Source organism: Faecalibacillus sp., assembly GCF_047023275.1.
In the GTDB taxonomy this organism is placed as follows: domain Bacteria; phylum Bacillota_I; class Bacilli_A; order Erysipelotrichales; family Coprobacillaceae; genus Faecalibacillus.
This window is the reverse complement of the sequence record NZ_JBKYAR010000010.1, coordinates 1-23,069: the sequence shown is the minus strand read 5'-3', so window position 1 is coordinate 23,069 and position 23,069 is coordinate 1. Positions and strand designations below refer to the sequence as shown.

The 23,069-nt window shown below is 29.0% G+C and carries 35 protein-coding genes; 27 read left to right on the top strand and 8 right to left on the bottom strand.

The features are described from left to right. Positions 1 to 3 precede the first annotated feature (3 nt). A complete protein-coding gene (gene parC / locus ACLVEP_RS04765; RefSeq protein ID WP_412583195.1) occupies positions 4 to 2,616 on the top strand; it encodes a DNA topoisomerase IV subunit A in 2,613 nt (870 codons plus the stop codon). An 11-nt stretch (positions 2,617 to 2,627) separates the two neighbouring features. On the opposite strand, the gene sigK is transcribed toward parC, so the two are convergent. Beyond that, positions 2,628 to 3,317, bottom strand: a complete 690-nt coding sequence (gene sigK, locus ACLVEP_RS04760) for an RNA polymerase sporulation sigma factor SigK (protein WP_412583264.1) — start codon at positions 3,315 to 3,317, stop codon at positions 2,628 to 2,630. Positions 3,318 to 3,452: 135 nt separating this feature from the next. Here sigK and yqeH point away from each other — a divergent pair, with 135 nt between their 5' ends. The 8 genes from yqeH (at position 3,453) to ACLVEP_RS04720 (ending at position 10,433) form a co-directional block, all read left to right on the top strand. Continuing rightward, complete coding sequence (yqeH, locus tag ACLVEP_RS04755) at positions 3,453 to 4,547, top strand: ribosome biogenesis GTPase YqeH (protein ID WP_412583193.1); 1,095 nt, start codon at positions 3,453 to 3,455, stop codon at positions 4,545 to 4,547. Positions 4,548 to 4,558: 11 nt separating this feature from the next. After that, entirely contained in the window at positions 4,559 to 4,846 is a 288-nt protein-coding gene (gene yhbY, locus ACLVEP_RS04750; protein WP_318000365.1) for a ribosome assembly RNA-binding protein YhbY, read from the top strand. Then, positions 4,843 to 5,940 carry a nicotinate-nucleotide adenylyltransferase gene (locus ACLVEP_RS04745; RefSeq protein WP_412583192.1) on the top strand — a complete coding sequence of 366 codons (1,098 nt, stop codon included), beginning with the start codon at positions 4,843 to 4,845 and terminating at the stop codon, positions 5,938 to 5,940. The genes yhbY and ACLVEP_RS04745 overlap by 4 nt, the downstream gene beginning before the upstream one ends. Then, the gene (rsfS, locus tag ACLVEP_RS04740; protein ID WP_318000367.1) at positions 5,933 to 6,274 is read left to right on the top strand and encodes a ribosome silencing factor; all 342 of its coding nucleotides are present in this window, start codon (positions 5,933 to 5,935) and stop codon (positions 6,272 to 6,274) included. The genes ACLVEP_RS04745 and rsfS overlap by 8 nt, the downstream gene beginning before the upstream one ends. Further along, entirely contained in the window at positions 6,274 to 6,987 is a 714-nt protein-coding gene (locus ACLVEP_RS04735) for a class I SAM-dependent DNA methyltransferase (RefSeq protein WP_412583190.1), read from the top strand. Before rsfS ends, ACLVEP_RS04735 begins: the two co-directional genes overlap by 1 nt. Before the next feature lie 4 nt (positions 6,988 to 6,991). Further along, positions 6,992 to 7,678, top strand: a complete 687-nt coding sequence (locus ACLVEP_RS04730) for a 5'-methylthioadenosine/adenosylhomocysteine nucleosidase (protein WP_412583189.1) — start codon at positions 6,992 to 6,994, stop codon at positions 7,676 to 7,678. A gap of 11 nt (positions 7,679 to 7,689) precedes the next feature. After that, entirely contained in the window at positions 7,690 to 9,993 is a 2,304-nt protein-coding gene (locus ACLVEP_RS04725) for a peptidase U32 family protein (RefSeq protein WP_412583187.1), read from the top strand. Positions 9,994 to 10,097: 104 nt separating this feature from the next. Next, the gene (locus ACLVEP_RS04720) at positions 10,098 to 10,433 is read left to right on the top strand and encodes a helix-turn-helix transcriptional regulator (protein ID WP_318000371.1); all 336 of its coding nucleotides are present in this window, start codon (positions 10,098 to 10,100) and stop codon (positions 10,431 to 10,433) included. A 2-nt stretch (positions 10,434 to 10,435) separates the two neighbouring features. On the opposite strand, the gene ACLVEP_RS04715 is transcribed toward ACLVEP_RS04720, so the two are convergent. The 6 genes from ACLVEP_RS04715 to ACLVEP_RS04690 form a co-directional block, all read right to left on the bottom strand. Then, a complete protein-coding gene (locus tag ACLVEP_RS04715) occupies positions 10,436 to 10,981 on the bottom strand; it encodes a metallophosphoesterase family protein (RefSeq protein WP_412583185.1) in 546 nt (181 codons plus the stop codon). 177 nt (positions 10,982 to 11,158) lie between these two features. Beyond that, positions 11,159 to 12,292: a tyrosine-type recombinase/integrase gene (locus ACLVEP_RS04710; protein WP_412583183.1), complete on the bottom strand. Its 1,134-nt coding sequence runs from the start codon at positions 12,290 to 12,292 to the stop codon at positions 11,159 to 11,161. 149 nt (positions 12,293 to 12,441) lie between these two features. Next, complete coding sequence (locus ACLVEP_RS04705) at positions 12,442 to 12,576, bottom strand: hypothetical protein (RefSeq protein WP_412583180.1); 135 nt, start codon at positions 12,574 to 12,576, stop codon at positions 12,442 to 12,444. A gap of 41 nt (positions 12,577 to 12,617) precedes the next feature. After that, a complete protein-coding gene (locus tag ACLVEP_RS04700) occupies positions 12,618 to 12,902 on the bottom strand; it encodes a hypothetical protein (protein WP_412583179.1) in 285 nt (94 codons plus the stop codon). Between the two features lie 26 nt (positions 12,903 to 12,928). Further along, positions 12,929 to 13,309 carry a PH domain-containing protein gene (locus ACLVEP_RS04695; protein ID WP_412583177.1) on the bottom strand — a complete coding sequence of 127 codons (381 nt, stop codon included), beginning with the start codon at positions 13,307 to 13,309 and terminating at the stop codon, positions 12,929 to 12,931. 41 nt (positions 13,310 to 13,350) lie between these two features. Next, positions 13,351 to 13,995, bottom strand: a complete 645-nt coding sequence (locus tag ACLVEP_RS04690; protein ID WP_412583175.1) for a LexA family protein — start codon at positions 13,993 to 13,995, stop codon at positions 13,351 to 13,353. Between the two features lie 149 nt (positions 13,996 to 14,144). Between ACLVEP_RS04690 and ACLVEP_RS04685 the strand changes: the two genes are divergently transcribed. From ACLVEP_RS04685 to ACLVEP_RS04625, 13 genes are all read left to right on the top strand, one after another. Further along, the gene (locus ACLVEP_RS04685) at positions 14,145 to 14,360 is read left to right on the top strand and encodes a hypothetical protein (protein WP_199412981.1); all 216 of its coding nucleotides are present in this window, start codon (positions 14,145 to 14,147) and stop codon (positions 14,358 to 14,360) included. A gap of 36 nt (positions 14,361 to 14,396) precedes the next feature. After that, the gene (locus tag ACLVEP_RS04680; RefSeq protein ID WP_412583173.1) at positions 14,397 to 15,101 is read left to right on the top strand and encodes a phage antirepressor KilAC domain-containing protein; all 705 of its coding nucleotides are present in this window, start codon (positions 14,397 to 14,399) and stop codon (positions 15,099 to 15,101) included. Between the two features lie 29 nt (positions 15,102 to 15,130). Continuing rightward, the gene (locus tag ACLVEP_RS04675; protein ID WP_412583171.1) at positions 15,131 to 15,370 is read left to right on the top strand and encodes a DNA-binding protein; all 240 of its coding nucleotides are present in this window, start codon (positions 15,131 to 15,133) and stop codon (positions 15,368 to 15,370) included. Positions 15,371 to 15,562: 192 nt separating this feature from the next. Beyond that, positions 15,563 to 15,850: a hypothetical protein gene (locus ACLVEP_RS04670; protein ID WP_412583170.1), complete on the top strand. Its 288-nt coding sequence runs from the start codon at positions 15,563 to 15,565 to the stop codon at positions 15,848 to 15,850. Between the two features lie 260 nt (positions 15,851 to 16,110). Beyond that, a complete protein-coding gene (locus tag ACLVEP_RS04665; protein WP_117480975.1) occupies positions 16,111 to 16,383 on the top strand; it encodes a helix-turn-helix domain-containing protein in 273 nt (90 codons plus the stop codon). Positions 16,384 to 16,414: 31 nt separating this feature from the next. Then, complete coding sequence (locus ACLVEP_RS04660; RefSeq protein WP_412583168.1) at positions 16,415 to 16,678, top strand: hypothetical protein; 264 nt, start codon at positions 16,415 to 16,417, stop codon at positions 16,676 to 16,678. Between the two features lie 21 nt (positions 16,679 to 16,699). After that, entirely contained in the window at positions 16,700 to 16,954 is a 255-nt protein-coding gene (locus ACLVEP_RS04655; RefSeq protein WP_412583263.1) for a 3D domain-containing protein, read from the top strand. 5 nt (positions 16,955 to 16,959) lie between these two features. After that, entirely contained in the window at positions 16,960 to 17,124 is a 165-nt protein-coding gene (locus tag ACLVEP_RS04650; protein ID WP_331872041.1) for a hypothetical protein, read from the top strand. After that, positions 17,108 to 17,398, top strand: a complete 291-nt coding sequence (locus ACLVEP_RS04645; protein ID WP_412583167.1) for a hypothetical protein — start codon at positions 17,108 to 17,110, stop codon at positions 17,396 to 17,398. The genes ACLVEP_RS04650 and ACLVEP_RS04645 overlap by 17 nt, the downstream gene beginning before the upstream one ends. After that, positions 17,398 to 18,057, top strand: a complete 660-nt coding sequence (locus tag ACLVEP_RS04640; protein WP_412583165.1) for an AAA family ATPase — start codon at positions 17,398 to 17,400, stop codon at positions 18,055 to 18,057. Before ACLVEP_RS04645 ends, ACLVEP_RS04640 begins: the two co-directional genes overlap by 1 nt. Beyond that, positions 18,044 to 18,373 (top strand): hypothetical protein, encoded by a 330-nt coding sequence (locus tag ACLVEP_RS04635; protein WP_412583164.1) that lies wholly within the window; start codon positions 18,044 to 18,046, stop codon positions 18,371 to 18,373. The genes ACLVEP_RS04640 and ACLVEP_RS04635 overlap by 14 nt, the downstream gene beginning before the upstream one ends. Next, entirely contained in the window at positions 18,374 to 18,868 is a 495-nt protein-coding gene (locus tag ACLVEP_RS04630; RefSeq protein WP_412583162.1) for a siphovirus Gp157 family protein, read from the top strand. Positions 18,869 to 18,880: 12 nt separating this feature from the next. Continuing rightward, positions 18,881 to 19,006: a hypothetical protein gene (locus ACLVEP_RS04625; protein ID WP_412583160.1), complete on the top strand. Its 126-nt coding sequence runs from the start codon at positions 18,881 to 18,883 to the stop codon at positions 19,004 to 19,006. Here ACLVEP_RS04625 and ACLVEP_RS04620 read toward each other — a convergent pair. After that, positions 19,003 to 19,233, bottom strand: a complete 231-nt coding sequence (locus ACLVEP_RS04620; protein WP_412583158.1) for a hypothetical protein — start codon at positions 19,231 to 19,233, stop codon at positions 19,003 to 19,005. The two genes, ACLVEP_RS04625 and ACLVEP_RS04620, sit on opposite strands and share 4 nt — an antisense overlap. A 57-nt stretch (positions 19,234 to 19,290) precedes the next feature. Between ACLVEP_RS04620 and ACLVEP_RS04615 the strand changes: the two genes are divergently transcribed. The 5 genes from ACLVEP_RS04615 to ACLVEP_RS04595 are packed head-to-tail and all read left to right on the top strand — an operon-like array spanning position 19,291 to position 22,780. After that, positions 19,291 to 19,836 (top strand): hypothetical protein, encoded by a 546-nt coding sequence (locus tag ACLVEP_RS04615; protein WP_412583156.1) that lies wholly within the window; start codon positions 19,291 to 19,293, stop codon positions 19,834 to 19,836. Then, on the top strand, positions 19,836 to 20,297 hold the full coding sequence (locus ACLVEP_RS04610; protein WP_412583154.1) for an ERCC4 domain-containing protein: 462 nt from the start codon (positions 19,836 to 19,838) through the stop codon (positions 20,295 to 20,297). The genes ACLVEP_RS04615 and ACLVEP_RS04610 overlap by 1 nt, the downstream gene beginning before the upstream one ends. A 1-nt stretch (position 20,298) precedes the next feature. Next, complete coding sequence (locus ACLVEP_RS04605; RefSeq protein WP_412583152.1) at positions 20,299 to 21,054, top strand: hypothetical protein; 756 nt, start codon at positions 20,299 to 20,301, stop codon at positions 21,052 to 21,054. Next, positions 21,047 to 22,282 carry a DnaB-like helicase C-terminal domain-containing protein gene (locus ACLVEP_RS04600; protein ID WP_412583151.1) on the top strand — a complete coding sequence of 412 codons (1,236 nt, stop codon included), beginning with the start codon at positions 21,047 to 21,049 and terminating at the stop codon, positions 22,280 to 22,282. The genes ACLVEP_RS04605 and ACLVEP_RS04600 overlap by 8 nt, the downstream gene beginning before the upstream one ends. 12 nt (positions 22,283 to 22,294) lie before the next feature. Next, entirely contained in the window at positions 22,295 to 22,780 is a 486-nt protein-coding gene (locus ACLVEP_RS04595; RefSeq protein ID WP_412583149.1) for a hypothetical protein, read from the top strand. Positions 22,781 to 23,069 lie beyond the last annotated feature (289 nt).

Genomic DNA, 23,069 nt, shown 5'->3' with positions numbered 1-23,069 from the left:
AGTATGTCTGATAAAAAAATTGTAATGAATTTAGAAGCTATCATGGGTGATCGCTTTGGAAAATATTCAAAATATATTATTCAAGAACGTGCACTTCCTGATGTACGTGATGGATTAAAACCTGTTCAACGTAGAATTCTTTATTCAATGAATAAAGAAGGCAATACGGCCAATAAACCTTATCGTAAATCAGCAAAAACTGTAGGAAATGTTATAGGTAATTATCATCCTCATGGTGATACGTCAGTTTATGATGCAATGGTTCGTCTTTCACAAGAATGGAAGATTAGAGCACCATTAATTGATATGCAAGGAAATAACGGATCAATTGATAACGATCCAGCTGCAGCCATGCGTTATACAGAGGCTAGACTTTCACCAATTGCAAGTGAATTATTAAGAGACTTAGATAAAGATACTGTATTAATGTCTTTAAACTTTGATGATACAGAGTATGAACCAACAGTTTTACCTGCGGCATATCCTAATCTTTTAGTCAATGGATCTACTGGAATATCTGCAGGATATGCAACGGATATACCACCACATAACTTACAAGAAGTTATCGATGCTACAATTCATCGAATTAAATATCCTCATTGTCATTTAGATAAATTAATGGAATTTATCAAAGGGCCTGATTTTCCTACAGGAGCTATAGTAGAAGGAATAGATGGTATTAGAAAAGCATTTGAAAAAGGAAAAGGTAAGGTTATTGTTCGAGCAAAAACTGAAATTATTGAAGAAAAAAACATGAATCAAATTGTGGTTACTGAAATTCCTTATGAAGTAAATAAGGCTGAATTAGTAAGAAAAATTGATGAGATTCGTTTTAATAAGAATATCGATGGTATTTTAGAAGTAAGAGATGAATCAGACAGAGAAGGTTTGAGAATTGTTATTGATTTGAAAAAGACGGTAAATGTTCAAAATACTCTCAATTATTTTTATAAAAATACGGATTTACAAAAAAACTACAACTATAATATGGTAGCCATTAAAGATAAAAGACCTGTTTTAATGGGAATTGAAGAAATCTTAGATGGGTATATTGATCATCAAATTGATGTTGTAACACGAGCAAGTTTATATGATTTAAATAAAGCCAATGAACGTTTGCATATTGTTGATGGATTAATTAAAGCAATTTCTATTTTGGATGATGTTGTAAAAACAATTCGTGCATCAAAAGACAAAAGTGATGCTAAGAATAACTTAATAAAACAATATGCATTTTCTGAAAAACAAGCAGAAGCGATTGTAATGTTACAACTTTACCGATTAACGAATACTGATATTGTTTCTTTACAAGAAGAAAAAGCAGAACTTGAAAAACGTGTTCAAAGATTAAATGAAATATTAGAAAGTGATGATGTTTTACGTCAAGTTATTATTAAACGTCTTAAAGAAATTAAACAAAAATATCCAATGCCTCGTTTAACACAAATCAAAGAAGAAATTAGTGAAATTAAGATTGATGAAAAAGCTATGATTATTTCTGAAGATATTTATGTATCTGTTACTAGAGATGGTTATATTAAGCGTGTTTCACAAAGATCAATGAAAGCAAGTGCAAATATTCCATTTGGTAAAAAAGATGATGATATTCTTATTTCTTTACATCATGCAAATACTTTAAATCATTTATTGTTATTTACCAATAAAGGAAATTATTTATTTATTCCAGTTCATAAAATAGAAGAATTTAAATGGAAAGATTTAGGTAAACATGTAAGTTATCTTGTAAAAGTAGCGTCTGATGAAAAGATTATTTCGACAATACTTGTTAAAGATTTTAATTTGCCACTTTATGTTTTAATGGCAACAAAAAATGGTCAAATCAAAAGAACACTTTTAAAAGATTTTGAAGTTTCTAGATATTCAAAAGCAATAATGTGTATGAAAATGAAAGAAAACGATGAAATGCTTAATGCTTTACTTACGGATGATCATCAAGGTGTATTTGTCGCTACAAAGGCTGGATATGGAGGGTTATATAGTGAACAAGAAGTATCGATTGTAGGATTAAAGGCTGCAGGTATTAAAGCATTAAATTTAAAAGATGATACAGTAGCTGCAATAGATATTTTTAACCCATTAGAAAATTATTCTGTTTTAATTATGAGTCAAGATGGACAAATGAAACGTTTGAAACTTAATGATATTCCTGCATGTAAACGTACAACTAAAGGAACAACATTATATAAAAACCTAAAAACAAAAACAATTTATATAAAAAATGCATTTGTTCTTACATCTAAAGAAAGTGCTACAACATATACAACTAAATCAGTTGATTATACGTATAAGCCAACAGATTTCAATTATGTTTCATTAGAATCAAGATTTTCGTCATTTATAAAATTAGAAAAAGATGAATCTATTTTATGGAGCAAGCGTAATCAAAATATTACAACAGATGATTATGATTTAACACAAGTCAGTCAAGAATCATCTGTTGTAGAATTAAAAGAAGAAAAGGAAAAAACTTTATTGGATGATTTTGATATTCAAGAAGTTCCTGTAAAAAAAGAAGCAGTTGTTTCAAAAAAGAAAAATACAACTAAATATGAAAAAATCACATTAGAAGATATTTTAAATGATGATGAATTTTAAAAGAAGGAATTTTATCCTTCTTTTTCTTGTAAATAACATTTTAAAAGTTTAATAAGTGCACGTTTTTCTATTCTAGAAATATAAGAACGAGAAATATGATATTCTTTAGCAATTTCTTTTTGTGTCATTTTTTGGGTAGAATTCAATCCATAACGTTTTGTTAAAATATCTTTTTCTTTTTGATTTAATACATTAAAACATTGAATAAGCTTTTGTAGATTATCTGTTTCATATATTTGATCTAAAATAGGTTTTTCTTTATTATCAATTAAATCTTCTAAAACAACTTCACTTCCGTCTTTATCTACACCAATTACCTCATTTAAAGAAATTTCTTGATTTAATTTTTTTGCTGCTCTAAGATGCATGAGAATTTCATTTTCGATGCATTTTGATGCATAAGTAGCAAGTTTTGTTTTTTTATCAATATTATAACTATCAATCGCTTTTATAAGACCGATAGTACCAATTGAAATAAAATCTTCTTGTAAGTCTCTATTATTGTTATATTTTTTAGCAATATGAGCAACAAGCCTAAGATTCTTTTCAATGAGTAGATCTCTTGCTGCTTTATCACCATTACATTTTTTTTGTAAATAGAATTGTTCTTCTTTAAAAGTAAGTGGTAAATCAAAAGTTTTTGATTTAATATAAGAAATAAAATAAGCATTACTTAATAATGAAAGCAATAACGAAAATATGCTGATCACCTCATTATAATTAATGCATTTTTTGACAAAAGATGATAAATAAAATTAATATTTCTTTTACTTAACATTTCTTTAAAAATCAAGTATAATAGGGTACAATTGTTATGTGATAAAGAGAGGTAATTTATGGAAGAATTAAGATGTTATGGCTGTGGAGCTATTATTCAAAGTGAAGATGAAAAAAAGATTGGATTTGTACCTAAAAATGCATTAGATAGAAATCAAGTGTTGTGTAAAAGATGTTTTCGCTTGAAAAATTATCATCAATTACAAGCAACTAATTTATCAGATGATGATTTTCTTGAAATTCTCAATAAAATTGGAGAAAAAGATTGTTTAGTTGTTTATCTTGTTGATTTGTTTGATTTTAATGGTAGTTTAATACAAGGATTAGTACGACATATTAATTATAATGATGTCATTGTTGTTGGAAATAAGAGGGATATTTTACCTCGTTCAATTAAAGATACAAAGATTATTCATTGGTTAAGAAGACAACTCAAGTTAGAAGGAATTAAACCATTAGATGTATTGCTTACAAGTGGTAAAAAGAATTATCATTTGGATGAATTGATGCAAATGATTGAACAATATAGAAATGGTCGAGATGTTTATGTTGTAGGTGCAACAAATGTTGGTAAATCATCTTTAATTAATGCTTTATTAAAAGCATACAGTGATGTTCAAGATAATTTAATTACAACAAGTGAATTTCCTGGAACTACATTAGATCTTATTGAAATTCCTTTAGATGAAAATTCATCAATTTATGATAGTCCTGGAATTGTTAATAGACATCAGATTGCACATCTTATTGATGAAAACACATTAAAAGATATTTTACCACAAAGTGAATTACGTCCTGTCAATTATCAATTAAATTGTCAACAATCGTTATACTTTGGAGGATTAGCACGTTTAGATTTTTTAAGCGGTTCAAAAACATCAATGACTTGTTATTTTCATAGAAGATTACAAATTCATCGTACAAAATTAGAAAATGCTGATGCTCTTTATAATCGCCATAAAACATTAAAACCGGAGATTGAAGATATACAAAATGTTCAATCATTTAAAACATATCAATTTAGATTACCTGAAAAGAAAGTAGATGTTGTTATTTCAGGATTGGGATTTGTGACAATTCAATGTCCAAATGCATTAATAGAAGTGAAGGCTCCTCAACAAGTTGGAGTATTTATAAGAGAAGCGTTAATTTAGGAGGATATTATATGTTAACTGGAAAACAAAAAAGATTTTTAAGACATGAAGCACATCATTTAAATGCCATTTTCCAAATCGGTAAAGATGGTTTGCATGAAAAGCAAATTATTGGAATTGATGAAGCTTTAGAATCAAGAGAACTTATTAAAGTGAAAATTTTGGAAAGTTGTCAACAAGATAAAAATGAAATTGCACAAGAGTTATCTTTAAAAACAGATGCTGATGTTGTTCAAATATTAGGGCGTACAATTATTTTATATCGAGAAAGTGAAAAGGAAATTTATCGTTTACCATGAAAATAGGTGTTTTTGGTGGTTCATTTGATCCTATTCATTTAGGTCATACAAGAATTATAAATGAAGCAATTATATCTCTTCAACTCGATAAGATGTTAATTGTACCTACAAAACATAATCCTTGGAAAGAAGATAGTGTTGCCAATAATCAACAACGCATTGAAATGATTCAAATTGCTCTTAAAGATAATCCAAAATGTGAAGTGTGTACATTAGAAATTGATCGTAAAGATAATAAAAAAAATTATACTATTGATACAATTAAAGAATTGAAAAAAATTTATGTAAATGATCAGCTTTATTTTATAATGGGAATGGATCAAGCAAGTCAATTTGATAAATGGAAAGATGCTAAAGAAATCAGTAAACTTGTTCAATTAGTAGCGTTTGATAGAAAAGGATACAAAAAGAATGATGTTTTAAAACAATATCATTTTGCATTTATTCAAACAGATTCAACTTCTGAATCAAGCACAGAATTCAAAGCAGGACATCGAGAAATTGTTGATAAAAATGTTTATACATATGCATGTCAAAATGGATTGTATTTGGAAAATTTTGTTTCAGGCTATATGAGTGAAAAAAGATTTAAACATACATGTTCTGTTGCTAAGCTTGCTAGAGAATTTGCTATTTCTAATGGAATTGATGGTAAAAAGGCTTATATTGCAGGTATGCTACATGATATAGCTAAAGAAATGGATAAGGAACAAGAAGATGCATTGATGAAAGAATTTTTTAATGCTTATATTGATAAACCAAGAGCTATTTATCATCAATGGTTATCGACATATTTGGCTCAAAAAGATTTTATGATTGAAGATGGTGAAATATTACAAGCAATTCGTCATCATACAACTGCATCAATAAATATGTCTTTATTAGATATGTGTGTATATTGTGCAGATAAGTTAGATCCGTTAAGAGGATATGATTCTTCAAAACAAATTGCATTATGTAAAAAGAATATTTTAGAAGGATTTAAAGGTGAATTAAAAAATTTTTATAAATTTTCAAAGAAAAAAAATAGACCGATTGATGAATGTTTTTTTGATGTTTATCAAGTATATTGTAAAGGAGATTTAAATGAATAAGTTAAAAACAATTGTAAAAGTATTAGATGAAAAGCTAGCAGAGGATATTGTTGTGATTGATATGTCTATTGATAGTCCAATTTGTGATTATTTTGTGATTGCAACTGCAAATAATGAAAGATTGCTACTTGCTTTAAAAGATCATATTGAGGAAGCTTGTGATAAAGAAGGATTCTATGTAAAAAATATTGAAGGTAGAAAAAATAGTAAATGGATTTTAATGGATTATGGAGATATTATTGTTCATTTATTTGATCCAGAAGAAAGAAAAAATTATGGGATTGAAAAACTATGGTCTGATAAGCCAGTTGTTCAAGTAGAGGATATTTTATAATGTCGTACGAAGCATTTGCCTATTATTATGATAGTTTAATGGATCAAGATTTTTATAATGATTATATTCAATTTATTAATGAACATGTTAAAAATTATCAAACAGTTTTAGAACTTGGTTGTGGGACTGGAGAAATTGCAATACGATTGGCACATTTAGGTAAACAAGTTTGTGCAACTGATATATCAAAAGATATGTTGGAAGTAGCTAAGTATAAATGTATGGACTTTAAGGCTGATGTGATGTTATCACGTATTGACATGTGTGATTTTGCAGTCGACAATCAATTGGATTTAGTCCTTTGCCTATGTGATTCTTTAAATTATGTTATTGATTTAAAGAATATTAAACAAGCTTTTAAAAATACGTATGCCTCTTTAAAAAAAGGCGGAACATTTATTTTTGATATAGATTCTATGTATAAAATGGAAACTATTTTAAAAAATTATGACGAAGAAAATGATGAGGATGATTTTTATTTTCATTGGCATGTTGATCGTATTAGTAAAGGATATGTAAAGCATAGTGTAGAAATAATTGATAAAGTTGAAAATGATCGAGTGTATGAAGAGCATTTCCAAAAAACTTATGATGTAGAAACATATATAGAAATGTTAGAAAAGATAGGTTTTAAAAATATTAAGTTATATAGTGATTTTTCTGAATATCATGAAGAATGTGAAAGAATTATATTTGTATGTCAAAAGGGGTGATTTTATGATTGGTATTATTGGAGCAATGGAGGAAGAAGTAAAAGCTTTATTAAATAAAACAACAGAAATTCATGAAAATAAAATTTTAGACTGTGTTTTTTATGAAGGAAAAATTGCTGATAAAGAAGTTGTTATTTTACAAGGTGGAATAGGAAAAGTAAATTCTGCAATATGTGTAACATTATTACTTACAAATTATGATATTGATTATGTAATCAATATTGGATCAGCAGGTGGCTTGAAAGATAGTCAAAATGTAGGAGATGTTGTTATTTCTAGTCATGTGGCATATCATGATGTTGATTTAACAGCTTTTGGACGTCCTGTGGGAGAATTACCAGAGCTTCCTACATTAATTCCAGCAGATGAAAATTTAGTTAATAAAGCAAAAAACATTCTCCATAAAATGAAAATAAATGAAAATGTTGGTTTAATTGTTTCAGGAGATCAATTTATTGCTCAAGAAACACAAGTTTCTAAAATAAAAAGAGATTTTTCAGATGCATTATGTTCTGAAATGGAAGCTGCTTCTGTAGGACATACTTGTTATAAATTTGGTATTCCTTTTATTATAACAAGATCTTTATCAGATGTTTATGGTCATGGTGAATCTTCTATGCAATTTGATGAATATTTAAAGATTGCTAGTGAAAATTCAGCTAAATTATGTGTTGAATTAGTAAAAGCCTAGGGAGGTTTTTCATGAAAAAACGAGAAGATATAGAATTATTAGCTCCTGCTGGGAGCTTTGAAGCATTAGTCGCTGCTGTTCAAAATGGCGCTAATGCTATTTATTTAGGTGGACAAAAATTTGGAGCTCGTGCTTTTGCGCATAATTTTGATTATGATGCTTTAAAAGAAGCTGTACAGTATTGTCATTTAAGAGATGTAAAACTGTATGTTACAGTGAATACTCTTTACAATCACCAAGAAATTGATGAAATTATTCCTTATTTAGAATATCTTTATCAAATTGGAATAGATGCTCTTATTATTCAAGATATGGGGCTTTGCTCTCTTATAAAAAAATATTTTCCTGAAATAGAAATACATATGTCAACACAAGCAAGTGTAAGAAATATCGAAGGTGTACGCTATTTTGCTGATCAAAATATTGATCGTGTTGTTCTTGCAAGAGAAATGAATATTAGTGAGATTAAAGCAATATGTCAAAATTGTCCAATTGATATTGAAGTATTCGTGCATGGTGCTCTTTGTATGTCTTATTCAGGACAATGTTTAATGTCTTCAATGATTGCTAAAAGAAGTGGTAATAAAGGAGAATGTGGACAACCATGTAGATTGCCTTATTCTTTATTAGAAGATGGAAAAAATATTGAAAATCAAAAATATTTATTATCACCAATGGATTTATGTACAATTGAAAAGGTTCCTGAACTTATTGAAGCAGGAATTAAGTCATTTAAAATAGAAGGGCGCATGAAAAGACCTGAATATGTAGGAGAAGTTGTAAAGGCTTATCGTCAAGCAATTGATCATTATTTTGCTCAAAAAATATATAATCCAGATATTCTAAGTATGAAAAAAGTATTTAATAGAGGTTTTACTCAAGGTTTTTTATTTCAAGATTATATAAATTTAGCAAAAGATATTCCTGGGAATCAAGGAGTTAAAATTGGTAAAATAGTTAATTATTCTAAAAAAAGAAAAATACTAGATATTAAGTTATCTGATACACTTTATCAAAATGATCGTATCTATTTTCCTAAAAATGATTTTACGCGTACAATTACAAAATTATATAAAAACAACAAATTAGTTAATGTTGCTTATCAAGGAGATCTGATTTCTATAGAAATGGATCAATTATTAGATTTTCAAGATGTTTATAAAGTTGTTGATTCAAAAATTGTAGAAAATAATAATAAATATATAAAAGATGAACATATTAAGTTACCAATACAAATGAAAGTATTTGGTTTAATAGATATGCCATTACAGTTGACCGTTATTTATAAAAATAAAAAAATAATTGTTAAAAGTAATCAATGCATTGAAAAAGCAAAGAGTGTTTCTTTAACTAATGAAAGAATAAAAGAACAATTATCTAAGTTAGGAAATACGACATTTTATTTAGAAAAATGTTCAATACGTTTTCCTAATGATGGAACTATTTCAATTAAGGAATTAAATACTTTAAGAAGACGTGCTATTGAGGAATTACAAAAAGAAATATTAGATGTTTCTTCTAGAAAAATTAATAAAATAGAACAACCTCATCATGAATTCAAAAAAGATATTGATCATAAAAAAGTAGCTATTCAAGTTTTTGATATTTCACAACTTAAAAATGTAAAATTAGATGCTATTGATCAAGTATTTGTTCCTTTTTACCAATATAAAGCACAAAGTGATAAATATATACCGTATGTCCCATTTTTATATGATGAAAATGATTTTAATGAATTTTTAAATAGTTCATATTATCAAAAATGTCAATCAATTCAAATAAATGATTTTGGGGCATTAAACCTTATAAGTAATAAAAATATCATTTTGGGATACCATATGAATATTACTAACAATAAAGCAGCTCAAGAATTTGATTTACCATTTGTTGTTTCTTATGAAACATCAAAAAATGAAATACAATCTTTTACAGTGGATAAAGCTATTTATTTTACAGCATATTCACAAATTATTAATATGAATTTAAAACATTGTATAATTTCAAATCATTATTTTTCAAAAAAACAAAAAGGATGCCAATTATGTAAAAAACATTCATATTGTTTAAAAGATAGAAAACAGATGAATTTTAAAATAATTACTGATTGTTATTGTAATAATTATATTTTGCATACGCATCGTTTCTATTTTGATAAAATTAATGATTTAAATATAGATTATGTTTTATTAAACTTCTTAGATGAAAAATCTGATGAAATTCAAACAATAATTGATGATTATTTAAATATTGTAAATCATCAATTATCTGAAAATAAGAAGAATTATAATGTTTTTCAAGGATATTTTACAAAATAGTATGTTATTTTTTTAGATATTTTTTTAAAAAAAAGATAAATAAAAAAATGTAATTGAATGTCATTAGTGAAAATGCTAAAATTTTTGTAAGGGAGGATTATTGTATGGCGATTGATACTGAATTAGCAAAAAGATTACGTTCATATCGTAATTTTAAACATTTGACACAAAAAGATGTTGCTGCACATTTAAATGTTCCTCATTCTGCAATTTCCGATATAGAAAATGGTAAAAGAGACATTACTGTTAGCGAATTAAAAGTGTTTTCAAATTTATATGGTAGAAGTGTAGAAGAAATAATGAGCGGGAAAAAATATGATTATTATAATATTGCCAATATTGCTCGTTTACTTACTGAACTTCCTGATGATGATTTAAAAGAAATTATGTTTATTATTGAGTATAAAAGAAAAAGAAACGAAGAGCGTAATTTAAAGTAATTTTATTTTTGACGTGCAAAACGTTTGAATTCATTTAAAATATCTTGATCTTTATCAATTAAAGATTGGGATATTTTTTTTAATGTTCTAGAATCATAAAAGTTGACATTTAGTTTATTTGAAATATTAATAATTGCAAAGCTTCCACATTGTGTTTCACCTCTATTAAACATAATACTTCCAGGATTGACAAAGATTTTATTTTTATATATCTCATAATGAGGAACATGTGTATGTCCATGAAAACAAATATTTATATTATTTTTATTCATATAATCAACTAGACAATCATATCCTGCATAGACATCAAATTTATGACCGTGTGTAATTAAAATACTTCCTAAAGGCGTTTGTAAAGTATTGTAAATTGGAAAATATCCTTGATCATGATTTCCATCTACAATGATAGAAAATGCCTTCAAAAAGTTTGAATTTTTATCAAAACAGCTGTCTCCACAGTGTATATTAACTTCACATTTTACATTTTCTAAAACATTTTTTAACTCTTCATCATAACCATGACTATCGCTTACTAAAAGTATGTTCATAAAAAACCTCCATTATATCAATATAAATTATTATAATATTTTTTTTAATAAAAATCTATTTTTATTTGGTTTTCTGAAAGGGAAAATCCTGCATACAAAAAATGGCTTAAAATCAAGGATTTTGACTAGTAAAATGGGGTAAAATGTACTCATTTAGTAACAAATTAGTAACAAAATTTAAATCTTTATTTTGTTGATTTCCGTATATAATTTATTGATTACAGTGCTGGTATATGTATCAAAAGTAATATCTCTCATTTTATGTCCAAGTATACGTTTTCTAGAAAATACATCAACATTGTTTAATTGACAAAGGGTAGTGAAAGTAACTCTTGTATCATGAAGGGTATGTTTCATGTTCAATTCTTTTAAGCATGGATTGAAATGTTCATTTATAAAATTTGTATAGCTTTGGTCAACAATTCGTTTGCCTTTTGGCAATAGTAATTCTTTAACATATGGTTTGATACTATCGTGGATGGGCACAACCCTATTTTTTCCAGCATCTGTTTTAGATCCTGTAACTAAATAAGATATTTTTCTTTCAATCCCATCATCAGTGCAAGTTTCATCTATATGTATATCTTTCCTTTTAATATTTAATAGTTCATTTGCTCTTAGACCGCTAAAAATATAAATGAGTATAATTTTAGCTGTAGTAGTGTTTTCATCTTTTAAACGTTTAATTTCATCAATTGAGAAAGCATAATGCATCTTACTTCTTTCTTCTTTTCCACATTTGATAAATTCAATGTAATCATCATCTCGACTGATATATTGATGAATAACAGCATATCTGAATATTTTAGCGCATAATGCTTTCATGTGTATTTTTGTACCTTGGCCACACTTATCATTGTCAAAAATAATTTGTAAGTCCTGTAAGGTTATTTTATTAATTTTCTCATCATATATCTGTTCAAAATGTTTTATCCATGAATTATAGCCAGCTTTTGCTTGGTATGATAATTGAGTAAATTCTTCCGCATTTAAAATATTAAATATCTCTTTAAATGTTGGAATTTTTTCATCACGTTTCTTTTTTATTTGATCATATAAATCAGGTGATAGGGCAGATGCTTCTTTTTCATTCAAAGTTTTTTGATTTGTAAGATGATAAAGTGATAGGGCATTTAATGCTTCAAGCTCAGTTTCAAAAGTACCAATAGTTACTTGTTTCTTTTTTCCTGTAACTATGTCACGTTCTTCACTTGAAATTTTAGCACAGTAGGGCTTTCTACGTTTCCCTGATAGTTTTACTACAGTACCACTATTATTTGGTCTACGCTTATATGTGACTTTTCTAGCCATAATAAAAACACGTCCTTTCAATTATATTTGCCTTGAACGTGCTCTATATGGTAAAATTGAGTACGTAAAAGGACTTTAGCGAGTTTCTTTTTATTTAAGGTATTGGTAGTACCTTATTTTTACTCTCCTGTTGGTAGCAGGGGAGTTTTTTATTTTTCTTTTAATTGTTTTAATTTATCAATAAAATCATTAGGAAGGGATAATATTTCTAGTATACCTTTACCTGTAGACAATTCTAATTTTTCAAATCCTTCTAATATATTAACTATTTCGAATAGAAACATATCTTTATATCTTTTATTCAATAACGTCGCCATTATAATAATTACAGCAAACAAGTCATTTTTACTTTTTGCGATTTTCCTTTATATAAAGTGATATCAGCTATTTCTACTTTTTTTAATTCAGGGCCTTTATTCATGTCTACAATTACACTAATAAAAGCTAGTACACATACACCAATCACTGTATAAACGGCTTTTTGTTTTGTTGTAAATCTATCTGATTTGTAAAATTTAAATAGATACTTTCCTCCAAAATAAAGTACAGCAAAAGGGGAAAATACTATAATTAATAAAATCTTCCACCAAGTCCATTTTTTCTTTTTCATTTCCTTAATCCTCTTCTCTCTAAACTTTATTGATTACTAAGTATTGCTTTACCTAAGATTTGGTCAAATTCTCTTATATCACAATTAGAATTTACTTTGATTTTAAAGTGACCTGCTTTAGTCCAAAGTTCAAGCTCTGCATTGATATCAAATAATTTACCTGCATTCTCTGTTGACCACATATCAATAGAACGATAAGGTAATGAATATATTTCTACTTTGCTTCCTGTTATTCCTTGTTTGTCCATGATAATAATCCTTTTATTTGTTAGTGCTGCTTGATCTCTAGCAGTTTGATAACATTGTAAGATTTCTTCTCCTTCTACTAATATTTCTTTCATTGCTTTGTCTGGTTCAACCTTTTTTAAAAAACTCCAACTTAAAATCACTTCATTGTTTACTGCCATTTTTTCTTCCTCCTTCATATTTATTATAAAAAATGGTTGTTCTAAATTACATCACTTTGAAAAGCGATAGCCTTTCCAAGAACTTTCACTTCGTTTAATTTGTCACCTGATAAAACAATATCTTCATATTTTGGATTTTCAGGCTTTAAGATAACAAGGTTTTGTTCTTTATAATAATAAAAACGTTTTAATGTAGCTTCATCATCAATTATTACAACTGCAATTTCTCCATTATTTACAATATCTTGTTTTCTAACAAAAACTATATCTCCATCATAAATTCTTGCGTTGATCATTGAATCTCCTTGACACTTTAAACAAAAGTCAGCCTTCATATCAGTACCAACCATAATATAGCTTTCTCTATCTTCGTCAGCGTATATTGGTTCTCCACAAGCAACAGTTCCTAATAATGGTAGCTTGATTTTGTCTATTTTATAAAGATTATCTGCATTATCAGTTATATCATTTTGTGCATTTGGTTCACTCCATCCCATTAATAAACCAGGAGTTGTTTCTAATGCATCAGCAAATGCTATTATTTTCGATTGTGGCAAATCAACTTGTCCTTTTTCAATTTTTGCTATCATACTTTTGTCGGCATAACCTAATTTTTGAGCTAATTCAGTTTGTGTTAAATTTAATTGTTGACGTTGTTTTTTTATATTTTTATACAACTCAAGCATTTTTTATCACCTCATTTTCTTTCTACAATTATAAAATATCATAAGTTGTAAAATTATTCAACATTTTTGCGTATAAGGTTGACACAAATTCAACTACGTGATATATTATGTGTGGGTTGAATAATATGCAACTTTTGAAAGGAGGAAAAATGACAGATATAAAGAAACTCAAAGAAAAAATTGAAGATAGTGGAATGACTATGACCGCTATTGCAAGAAAATCCTATATTTCAAGGGAAACTTTATACAATAGATTAAACGGTGTGGGGGAATTTACAGCTTCAGAGATTGTTGGACTAACATACGCTTTAAAATTAACAAAGCATGAAAGAGATATTATTTTTTTAAATAAAAAGTTGAATTAAAAGCAACCTTAAAGAATTATGAAAGGAGAAATCAAGATGAACGAATTGTTAAAGGTCAATTATGCCAATGACCGCATTACATTATCAGCAAGAGAATTACATGAGTTTTTAGAAATTGAAACTCCATTTAAAAAGTGGTTTGGAAGAATGGCTGAATACGGATTTAGTCAAGAAATTGATTACCGAGAAGTTATGGACAAAATTGTCCAAAACCCTAAAGGTGGTAGACCATCAACTGATTATGAAATCACTCTCGACATGGCAAAAGAAATTGCAATGATCCAACGAAGTGACAAAGGTAAAGAAGTTAGACAATACTTCTTGGAACTAGAAAGAAGATGGAATAGTCCTGAAGCGGTAATGAATAGAGCTTTGGAATATTCAAGAAAGCAAGTTAAAGCGCTGATGGAAGAAAACAAGGAGTTGAAACCAAAGGCATTGTTTGCTGATGCAGTAAGTGCTAGTGATGAATCAATCTTGATAGGTCAGTTAGCAAAGCTTATTAGACAAAATGGTTATGAAATCGGTCAAAATCGCTTGTTTGAGTGGATGAGAGAGAATGGTTACTTGATTAAAAGTGGTTCAAGAAGAAATCAACCGACTCAAAGAGCAATGGATATGGGATTGTTTGAAGTTAAAGAAAGAACAATCAGCAATCCGGATGGAAGTACAAGAATTACCCTAACTACTAAAGTTACAGGTAAAGGGCAAGTTTACTTTGTTAATAAGTTCTTGTCGTAATGATGAAAGAAAAGAAAGGAGTGATACACATGGAAGTCAGACCAACAAAGATGCTCACTGAAAAAGAACTACGTGAAGATCTAGAAATTTCAAGAGACCAGTTACTTAACTTTATTGACCTTGAAATATTTCATCCTATCAGATTAGGGCGTGGTAGAAAATTCAGTCAACAAGAGATCTTGGAATTTCAAAGAAAGTATGCAGGTCTTGACGTAAGCAATTATCACAAGGCAAAAAAAGCTAAAGAATATGTAGATAGCTTAGCTTAAAACAATTAAATAAAATTACTGATCATCCAGGAATCAATCTCTAGCAAAGCCTATTTTATTAGATTCCTAAAGTTGATGATCATAGAAACACCAAATTAATAACAAATTTCTTTTTAATACAATATGTGAAGTTTTCATTTTGTAATAGAGGTTGGTTCCTTGATGGTCAGTAGTAGGAAGGAGAAAAAAGTTATGACTAAAACAGAACAAGTAAAAGTTATCAAAAACAAGATTGAATTTGAACAAAGATATCTTGATGAACTAATCAAACGCAAAGAAGAAGCGACAAAAGGATTTGAAGATTGTTCAGTTGAAGAATATCAAAAAAAGCAATCAAAGCTTGATACATGCTGTACAGCTGTAAATGCGCAACACATGTATTTACGTGGTGTTCTTTCTGTTGCTTACGAATTGGGTCTTATTTCAAGAGATGAATATGACGCGTTACGTGAACAAGCACTTGAGAAAGTTTTTAAATAGGAAGGATGTGGAATTATGAAGTGGTGGTTATACATGTCATTTCTACTTAATGTGCTGTTAATAATCATGCTGATTTATTTAAAAAAAGATCGTGATTGGTTTGTGAAATCATATTATGAACTAGCTAATTATTTATCTAAAAAACCAAGGAGGAATGCAAAATGACAGCAAGAGGATTAGTTACAGTTATTGCAGTATCTTGTTTTATTGGTAACTGTCTTGCAATTTTAGTTAGAGCTTTATGAAAGGAGGAATAACTCATGGATGAAAACAACATTTCAGTTGAAGAAGTCATGAAGATTACTCACAAGAGCAGAGAATTTATTATCAATGCAATTCAACAAGGATGTTTTCCTGGAAGTGTTGCAATATCTGGTACCAGAAGAAACGTACACATTCCAAGGAAAGCGTTTGAGGATTATATGAATAAGTTCAGTAAAAGTCCTAGTGAGCAATTGATCATTGCATTACTTAATTCTTTAAATGAAAAAAAGCACTCGTCAAAACAAACGAGCGCACAACATAGCACATAAATTATAAACGAATTCAGGAGGAATTGCAAATATGGTGAGATTAAGTCAAAAAGCGCAAGTAACATTATTTGGAATTTGTGTTGCAGGTCTAATCTTTGGTGGAGCTGGTTATGCTCAAGCAAAATCAGTAGAAGCAAAGTATGAAGAACAAACAAAACAACTTGAGCTTTATAAACAAGAATTAGATGAAGCTCAATCTTTAATACAAGAGAATACATCATACAAAGCAAAATATGAGTGTATTCAAATTGAAAAGCAACAACTTGAAAAACAAGTTGAAGAACTTCAAAAATGAAGATCATTAGGGGTCTTTAGAATTACAGCATATTGGTATGGAGAAGATGAGTTTGGAGATTTAACTTCTACGGGAGTTAAGGCACAAGTCAATCATACGATTGCTGTAGACCCATCAGTTATTCCATATGGAAGCGAAATCATGATTGATGGACAAATTTACGTGGCCGAAGATTGTGGTGGAGCAGTTAAAAATAACGTAATTGACGTATGGGTAGAACATCAAAGCAATAGTTTTGGTGTCAAGTACAAAGAAATATACATCAAGAGGGAGTGAATTTAGTGACAAAGAAACAACTTGAAGAAAAAATAGATCATCTTAAACATGAGATATTTCTATTGGATATGAAAGATCATTGGGATAGTGCTGATTTCAGTTTAAGCAGTTCATTAAATCAAGAGCTTTCTGAATATGAAAGGAAGTTGAAAGATGGACGATATGACTGAGAAAGATTTAATAAAGTCTAGGAAAAGTATCAATAGCACAGTTATCAAATTAAAAAACGCTATGAAGGAACTTAAATCATGGCAAGTGGATGTTAGTGGAATAGATAACTTTTTAAAAGGTGTAGAAGAACTGCTTAATTATGATGTTGGAGCAGGAATTACAATCAAACCTTTTGAAAGTGTTCTGTTAGAAATTGAAGATAAATTGGATGATGCTCTTTATGAACAAGAGGAAATCATCAAAGAAATAGATAAAGAAATGGGGAAATTTTAATGGGTTTAGCAGTTTTAATTAACGGTGAGAGTGGAGCTGGAAAATCAGCTTCTTTAAGAAATTTCAATAAGAGTGAAGTTTTAGTGTTTAGCTTACACAAATCAAGACTTCCTTTTAAAACGGATATTAATGTAATCAAGATGACAAACATGGCTTACAGCGAAAGATATGATGTCATCAAACAATACATGAAAAAATTCCAAGATAAGGTTAAAACCTTTGTTATTGATGATAGTGATTACTTAATGTTCTTTGAGCAACAACAAAGAGCAAAAGAAGGTGGCTATTCTAAATACAATGAAATTGCAGGTCACATGATTGATTTAAAAAACTATATTGAAACATTAAATGACGATGTCATTGTTTACTTTTTAAATCATGTTGAAGTTGATACAAATACAGGAAAATCAAGAGCAATCACTGCAGGTAAATTGATTGATACACAATTAGGAACATTTGAAGCTTTATTTGAAAATGTGCTATTTGCAAAAATCGTTGATGGCAATCATGTATTTGTAACAAATAGTGACGGAACTACCACTGCTAAAACATCAATGGGAATGTTTGAAGAACAAGAAATTGATAATGATCTAAAAAAAGTAGATGAAGTTATCAGAGAATATTATGGGTTAGGAGTTGAAGGAAATGCTCAAGAATAATGATTTAAGAAGAGAATTTATTCTAAATGACAGTAATTGGAAACAAATTGATGTCATAGAAAGCCTAAAAATTAGGGTTCTAGAGTTAAAACTTAATTCTCATATTAGTTTACTTAAATTTGAAAAACCCTTAACACAACAAGAAAAAGGTGCCAATCAATACCTTTATTCTAGACATGAAGTAGGAGATTACATTCCTTTTGATTGGGGATGTGGTAGATATTATCGCATGGTTGATGGCTTACTAATTACAGGTAGCTGCATGCACATAAATAAAGCAGTTGAAGTTGTTAAAAACACTGAGGAGGATGAATAAATGAAGTTATATGAAATTCCACAAGAAATTGAAAATCTTGTTAATGAAGAAACTGGAGAAATTACTGATCCAGTTCTCTTCACTCAATTAAATGAAAACATGGAGCAAAAACTCTCATATTTAGCTCTAATGAATAAAAACCGTGAGAGTGATGTGAGAGCCTTAGATGATGAAATCAAAGTTCTAACTGAAAGAAAAAAGGTTTTAGAAAACAAGGTAAGCAATACCAAAGCTTTCTTATCTAGCTTCATGTTAGAAAATGGTATTAAGAAGATTGAAACACCAAGAGTTGTTATCAGTTTTAGAAAGTCAACATCAGTTGCAGTTGATGATGCAGTATCTTTACTAAATGATTTCAAAGAAAAAGGTTTAACTGATTTATACACAATCAAAGTAACTGAATCATTGAACAAAAAAGCTATTAACACATGGCTTAAAGACAATATGAGTAATTATTGTCATTTAGAAGAAAAACAAAACATCCAAATAAAATAGTGAGGTTGACATATGGAAGAAAAAATTGAGTTAGCTAAAAAAGTAGTTGATTTAATAAAAAAGGACCTCAGTCCAACTGATATAAAAATTTTTTTAGAGTTGGTTGAAATCCTTTATAAATTTAATGATGAGTATTAATTGATTTGTTCAATTCTTGAAATCATATTCTTGTTAACAGCATATTTTTTACCAAGAGTATGAATATCAATGAATTGCAAAGAACTATTTAGAAAACTGACAAGAAAATCATAAACATTGTTAAATTTTGAATCAGTAAATTTCTCATTGTTGATGGTTACGTCATCACAAATAGATAATTCAGTACTCTTAACATCATTTAAGTATATGCGACATTTTACAAGCATATTAATCACCTCCTATGAGGAATTATAACAATAAAGAAATAAAAGGAGACAAAAGAAATGCAATTAAATTTCAACAGAAAAGAATATGAAAGAAAGTTCTTACAACCAGGAGGGTATGTAGGAAAAATCGTTGCTACTGGTATCGAAGGAGAAACTGTAAAAGTTTTCTTCGATATCGCACAAGGAGAATTCAAAGATATTTATTTAAAGGAATACCAACAAGCTGGTGGAGAAAAAACATTCGATTCAACTAAATGGAATAAGAAAGCAGTCGTTAATTTTAATTTCCAATATACTGGTGCTAAATATGCATTTGCGGATCTATTAAATTATTTAGAAGAATCAAATCAAACATTCAAATGGAACAATGATACAAACGATTTAAAAAATCATTTGGTTGGTGTTGTTTATAAGAAGAATGTCTACATTGATAAATTCGGTGATGAAAAAGAGGGAACTGATTTTCCTTCATTTACAACTGTTAAAAGCATTGCTGAACATAAATATTCTATTGAACCAACAAAACAATCTAAAGAACCTGCAACTTCAATGGAAAAACCAAATCTTCCAACTGATTTAGTTCCAGATGATATTCAATTTTAATGCTGATTCAAGTAGATACAAGAGAAAAACCAAGTCAAACTGAAAGGATATTTGAACACTTTGCTAATCAAGGTGTTCAATACCTTATCAAAAAGCTTGATGTTGGTGATTATATGTCATTTTCAAATATCAAATGTGCAATTGATAGAAAACAATCCATAGGAGAATATGCTGTTAATATGGGTGCTGATCACGCACGTTTCAAACGAGAAATGATAAGAGCAAATGAAAACGGAATAAAGCTTATCTTCCTGATTGAAGATGACAAAATAAAATCTATTGAAGATGTTAAAAAGTGGTGGAATCCAAACAGTATGTTTCATCAACGTTTTATGACTGGTGAAATGTTGTACAAAGGGATGAACACGCAAATAGAAAGATATGGTGTTGAGTTTCACTTTTGTAAGAAAGAGGAAACAGGTTATAGAATTGTAGAATTATTGAAAGAAAATGGTGGTTAGTATGTCGTTTGAAGAAAACAAAAAGTTAGGATTTTTCAAATTGTATAGGTCAATGATAAATTGGGAATGGTTCAAGGATTCCAGTACGCTACACGTCTTTATCTATTGCTTGTTAAAAGCAAATCATAAAGATCAGCGATACAAAGGTGATGTGGTTAAACGAGGGAGTTTCTTTACCAGCAGGAAGATTATTGCTGAGGAAACGGGAATGACCGAGCGTAAAGTAAGGACTGCACTAGAACACCTAAAAATGACCAACGAATTGACCATCTTAACAAGTTCCAAAGGTACTGTTATATCAGTAAATAATTATGATGATTACCAAAAAGTGACCAACGAATTGACCAATGAACGACCAACAAGTGACCAACGACCGACCACTAACAAGAATGAAAAGAATATAAAGAATGTAGTAGTATCTGACGATACTCCTACAACTACAACAATTTTTGATGATGATTTTGTGAGATTTTGGAAGGCATATCAAAAGAAAGGTTCGAAGAAAGATACTTATGAAGCATGGAAGGAACATGAATTTGATGAAGAAGAAATTGATCTAGTTATTTTTGCTGCTAAAGAATATTCAAAAGAAAATGCAAGTGATAGAACTTCAATGATGTATTCAAGAACATTTTTAGAAAATGAGATTTATTTGGATTATCAAGATAAGTTCAAAAAATACAAAGTCTACTTAAAAGAACAAGAAGAATTGGATGAGATTAGGAAGAAGCTTAAGATGAAGGATGGTTATGAATGATAACAACGTAAAAAGATATGACAATGAATTTCAATTCTTAAGCATCTTATCCAATGATAGAAGATTAGTAGACAAAATCAAATTTAGTGAAGACTACTTCAAGAGCAATCTTTACAAGAAGTTTTATCGCTATCTGAAGAACGAAAACAAAATGGATATTGAGCGTATGCTTGATTACATGATTTTTGAAGAAGCAAAGGATTTTGTCACAAAGGTATATATCAACAACATGTATGCTGACAGCGACAAAGAATCCATGGCATTGGGATATGCTAAATTGATTTTAGAAGATTACAAAAAGGATGAATTGATTAAGCTAGGTGCAGTAAGCGGAACAATCTCAACGAATGAATACTATTCGAGGCTGACTGAGATTGTAAAGCTAAACTGTGAAATAGAGGTTGAAACGCTATCCAAGGATATGATTGACGAAATGATATCAGATGATAGCCAAGGGATTGCTATAGATGGGTTTAGTATTTTGAGCCTTTTCCTCAAACTTGATATCACTGATTTAGTAACTGTTGCAGGTACTAGTGGTTTTGGTAAATCAGCATTTCTATTAAACCTGTACAAATCCTTGTCACAATACAAGAACCTGTACAAATGTCATTACTTCAACCTAGAGGTTTCACCTAAAATCATGATTAAGAGATTGCTGGCAATTACATCAGATCATAAAGTTGATGAATTTAACAAAGGTATCATCAATGAGGACTTCTATATAAAAGCTAGGGATAAAATACAGGACAATGATTCCTACATCAAAAGTGGTTCTATATCAATAGAAGAGCTAAAGGCAGTTACTCTTAATTCGTTAGATCCAAACAAAATCAATATTGTGTTTGTGGACCATATTGGATTATTAGAAACTGAAGATAGGAATTTCAGTAGAAACGAGTATGACAAGGTTACTCATTGCATGAAGGAATTAAGAAATCTAGCTTTAGATAACAATCTTATTATTTTTGTTGCAAGTCAATTTGATAGAGCTTCAATCAAAACCAACAACATTAGTATGTCCTCTTTAAAATCATCAGGAGAAATAGAAAATAGTTCTACTCATGTGCTTTTGCTAAAAGAAAGCAAACAAAGAGAAACACCAGAAGACCAAAAGAAATACTATCAAGAAGTAACTATTGAAATTGCTAAAAATAGAAATGGTGAAGTAAGAGAACTTGATAATTATACATTCTTAAAAACAAAACAAATATTTAGGGAAAGTTAGAGGAAAGTCAAAATGATTAAAGTAGAAGAAATTGTTGAAAAATACAAAGGTTATGAAGTGGATGAAGAGAAGCTAAAAGAGTTTCTCACACCACCAAAACCAAGAACGGTGTGGGATTTAAAATATGGTGATAGATATTGGTATATTAACAATTATAAGGGTAATTTTAGGTTTACTTGGGATAATTGTGTAGTTGATAATTATCGAAGAAGTATGGGAAATTGTTTTTTAACTGAAAAAGAAGCTGAATTTGAAGCCGAAAGACGTAAGGTTGAAGCTATCTTATTGAAATATGGTAGAAGGAAATTTAAAGATTGCAAAGATAATGTTTGTATGTTTTATAAACACGAAGAACAAGAGATTGCCATAGCGAATGAAACAATTTATCAAAATCAAGGAACTATTTATTTTGAAACATATTATCATTGCGAACAAGCTATTGATGAAGCAGGAGAAGATAACATCAAGAAATATATTTTTGGAGTTGATGCAAAATGATTAAAACAACTAACATCAATGATTATATCTCATTACAGGTTCTTAAAAATTACTGTTACTCTCATGGGGAAGATGACTGCAAAAACTGTGCGATCGACCCCGTATGCAAATGTATGAGCAAAATTCCTGCAGACTGGAATTTAGAACATAGTTCAGTGAATGAAGGTGATTCCAAATGAGAAAAGAAGATATTGCAAAGCCAGTAGATCGTAAGAAATGTCCATCATGTAAATATTTCAACCAAGACAAGAAACGTTGCTCATTGAAAATGTGCAAAGACCAACCGAGT

Coding starts and splice junctions, on each gene's coding strand:
- parC (WP_412583195.1), top strand. CDS start 4: ATGTCTGATAAAAAAATTGTAATGAATTTAGAAGCTATCATGGGTGAT.
- yqeH (WP_412583193.1), top strand. CDS start 3,453: ATGGAAGAATTAAGATGTTATGGCTGTGGAGCTATTATTCAAAGTGAA.
- yhbY (WP_318000365.1), top strand. CDS start 4,559: ATGTTAACTGGAAAACAAAAAAGATTTTTAAGACATGAAGCACATCAT.
- ACLVEP_RS04745 (WP_412583192.1), top strand. CDS start 4,843: ATGAAAATAGGTGTTTTTGGTGGTTCATTTGATCCTATTCATTTAGGT.
- rsfS (WP_318000367.1), top strand. CDS start 5,933: ATGAATAAGTTAAAAACAATTGTAAAAGTATTAGATGAAAAGCTAGCA.
- ACLVEP_RS04735 (WP_412583190.1), top strand. CDS start 6,274: ATGTCGTACGAAGCATTTGCCTATTATTATGATAGTTTAATGGATCAA.
- ACLVEP_RS04730 (WP_412583189.1), top strand. CDS start 6,992: ATGATTGGTATTATTGGAGCAATGGAGGAAGAAGTAAAAGCTTTATTA.
- ACLVEP_RS04725 (WP_412583187.1), top strand. CDS start 7,690: ATGAAAAAACGAGAAGATATAGAATTATTAGCTCCTGCTGGGAGCTTT.
- ACLVEP_RS04720 (WP_318000371.1), top strand. CDS start 10,098: ATGGCGATTGATACTGAATTAGCAAAAAGATTACGTTCATATCGTAAT.
- ACLVEP_RS04715 (WP_412583185.1), bottom strand. CDS start 10,981: ATGAACATACTTTTAGTAAGCGATAGTCATGGTTATGATGAAGAGTTA.
- ACLVEP_RS04710 (WP_412583183.1), bottom strand. CDS start 12,292: ATGGCTAGAAAAGTCACATATAAGCGTAGACCAAATAATAGTGGTACT.
- ACLVEP_RS04705 (WP_412583180.1), bottom strand. CDS start 12,576: ATGTTTCTATTCGAAATAGTTAATATATTAGAAGGATTTGAAAAATTA.
- ACLVEP_RS04700 (WP_412583179.1), bottom strand. CDS start 12,902: ATGAAAAAGAAAAAATGGACTTGGTGGAAGATTTTATTAATTATAGTA.
- ACLVEP_RS04695 (WP_412583177.1), bottom strand. CDS start 13,309: ATGGCAGTAAACAATGAAGTGATTTTAAGTTGGAGTTTTTTAAAAAAG.
- ACLVEP_RS04690 (WP_412583175.1), bottom strand. CDS start 13,995: ATGCTTGAGTTGTATAAAAATATAAAAAAACAACGTCAACAATTAAAT.
- ACLVEP_RS04685 (WP_199412981.1), top strand. CDS start 14,145: ATGACAGATATAAAGAAACTCAAAGAAAAAATTGAAGATAGTGGAATG.
- ACLVEP_RS04680 (WP_412583173.1), top strand. CDS start 14,397: ATGAACGAATTGTTAAAGGTCAATTATGCCAATGACCGCATTACATTA.
- ACLVEP_RS04675 (WP_412583171.1), top strand. CDS start 15,131: ATGGAAGTCAGACCAACAAAGATGCTCACTGAAAAAGAACTACGTGAA.
- ACLVEP_RS04670 (WP_412583170.1), top strand. CDS start 15,563: ATGACTAAAACAGAACAAGTAAAAGTTATCAAAAACAAGATTGAATTT.
- ACLVEP_RS04665 (WP_117480975.1), top strand. CDS start 16,111: ATGGATGAAAACAACATTTCAGTTGAAGAAGTCATGAAGATTACTCAC.
- ACLVEP_RS04660 (WP_412583168.1), top strand. CDS start 16,415: ATGGTGAGATTAAGTCAAAAAGCGCAAGTAACATTATTTGGAATTTGT.
- ACLVEP_RS04645 (WP_412583167.1), top strand. CDS start 17,108: ATGGACGATATGACTGAGAAAGATTTAATAAAGTCTAGGAAAAGTATC.
- ACLVEP_RS04640 (WP_412583165.1), top strand. CDS start 17,398: ATGGGTTTAGCAGTTTTAATTAACGGTGAGAGTGGAGCTGGAAAATCA.
- ACLVEP_RS04635 (WP_412583164.1), top strand. CDS start 18,044: ATGCTCAAGAATAATGATTTAAGAAGAGAATTTATTCTAAATGACAGT.
- ACLVEP_RS04630 (WP_412583162.1), top strand. CDS start 18,374: ATGAAGTTATATGAAATTCCACAAGAAATTGAAAATCTTGTTAATGAA.
- ACLVEP_RS04625 (WP_412583160.1), top strand. CDS start 18,881: ATGGAAGAAAAAATTGAGTTAGCTAAAAAAGTAGTTGATTTAATAAAA.
- ACLVEP_RS04620 (WP_412583158.1), bottom strand. CDS start 19,233: ATGCTTGTAAAATGTCGCATATACTTAAATGATGTTAAGAGTACTGAA.
- ACLVEP_RS04615 (WP_412583156.1), top strand. CDS start 19,291: ATGCAATTAAATTTCAACAGAAAAGAATATGAAAGAAAGTTCTTACAA.
- ACLVEP_RS04610 (WP_412583154.1), top strand. CDS start 19,836: ATGCTGATTCAAGTAGATACAAGAGAAAAACCAAGTCAAACTGAAAGG.
- ACLVEP_RS04605 (WP_412583152.1), top strand. CDS start 20,299: ATGTCGTTTGAAGAAAACAAAAAGTTAGGATTTTTCAAATTGTATAGG.
- ACLVEP_RS04600 (WP_412583151.1), top strand. CDS start 21,047: ATGAATGATAACAACGTAAAAAGATATGACAATGAATTTCAATTCTTA.
- ACLVEP_RS04595 (WP_412583149.1), top strand. CDS start 22,295: ATGATTAAAGTAGAAGAAATTGTTGAAAAATACAAAGGTTATGAAGTG.